The following is a 618-nucleotide window of genomic DNA, read 5'->3' as shown; positions in this document are numbered from 1 at the left end:
TCGGTCTCCCGGTCGGTCAGCCGGGGCGCGCCCGGCTCGTCGGTGCTGGCCGGGGTCGGGTCGGTGGCCAGGCGCCGGTACTCGCCGAGCACCAGGCCCGCGAGACCGGGCGTGAACACCGCGTCGCCGGCGGCCGTGCGGCTCACCGCGTCCAGGAGTTCGGCGGTCGACGCCGACTTCACCAGGTAGCCGGTGGCGCCCGACTTCACGGCCTCCAGCACGTCCGCGTGCTCGCCGCTGGCCGACAGGACCAGCACCCGCAGCGCCGGGTCGGCGCCCACCAACTCCTGGCACACCCGCACCCCGGGCAGCCCCGGCAGGTTGAGGTCGAGCACCAGCACGTCGGGTCGCGCGGCGGTCGCCCGGCGCACCGCCTGCGGCCCGTCGCCGGCGGTCGCCACCACGTCGAACCCGGCTTCCGCCAGGTCACGGGCGACCGCCTCCCGCCACATCGGATGGTCGTCCACCACCATCACCCGTACGGCCGCTGCCTCGCTCATGACGCGTCCTTCCTCCCCCGTGGGACTCTCAACTCCACCTCGGTGCCCTGCCCCGGCACCGAGTCGAGGACGGCGCTGCCGCCCAGGCCTCGCAGCCGCCCCCGGATCGACTGGGCGA

1 protein-coding gene is annotated in these 618 nt (G+C 75.9%); it reads right to left on the bottom strand.

Annotation, left to right across the window (positions count from 1 at the left end; genetic code table 11):
* Positions 1 to 500, bottom strand: a 500-nt coding sequence (locus tag KUM32_RS42650; RefSeq protein WP_217146934.1) for a response regulator transcription factor, incomplete at its 3' end; no start/stop codon positions are given.
* Between the last annotated feature and the right edge of the window lie 118 nt (positions 501 to 618).

Source organism: Streptomyces sp. AC627_RSS907 (assembly GCF_019049165.1).
This window is presented reverse-complemented; position numbering and strand designations above follow the sequence as displayed.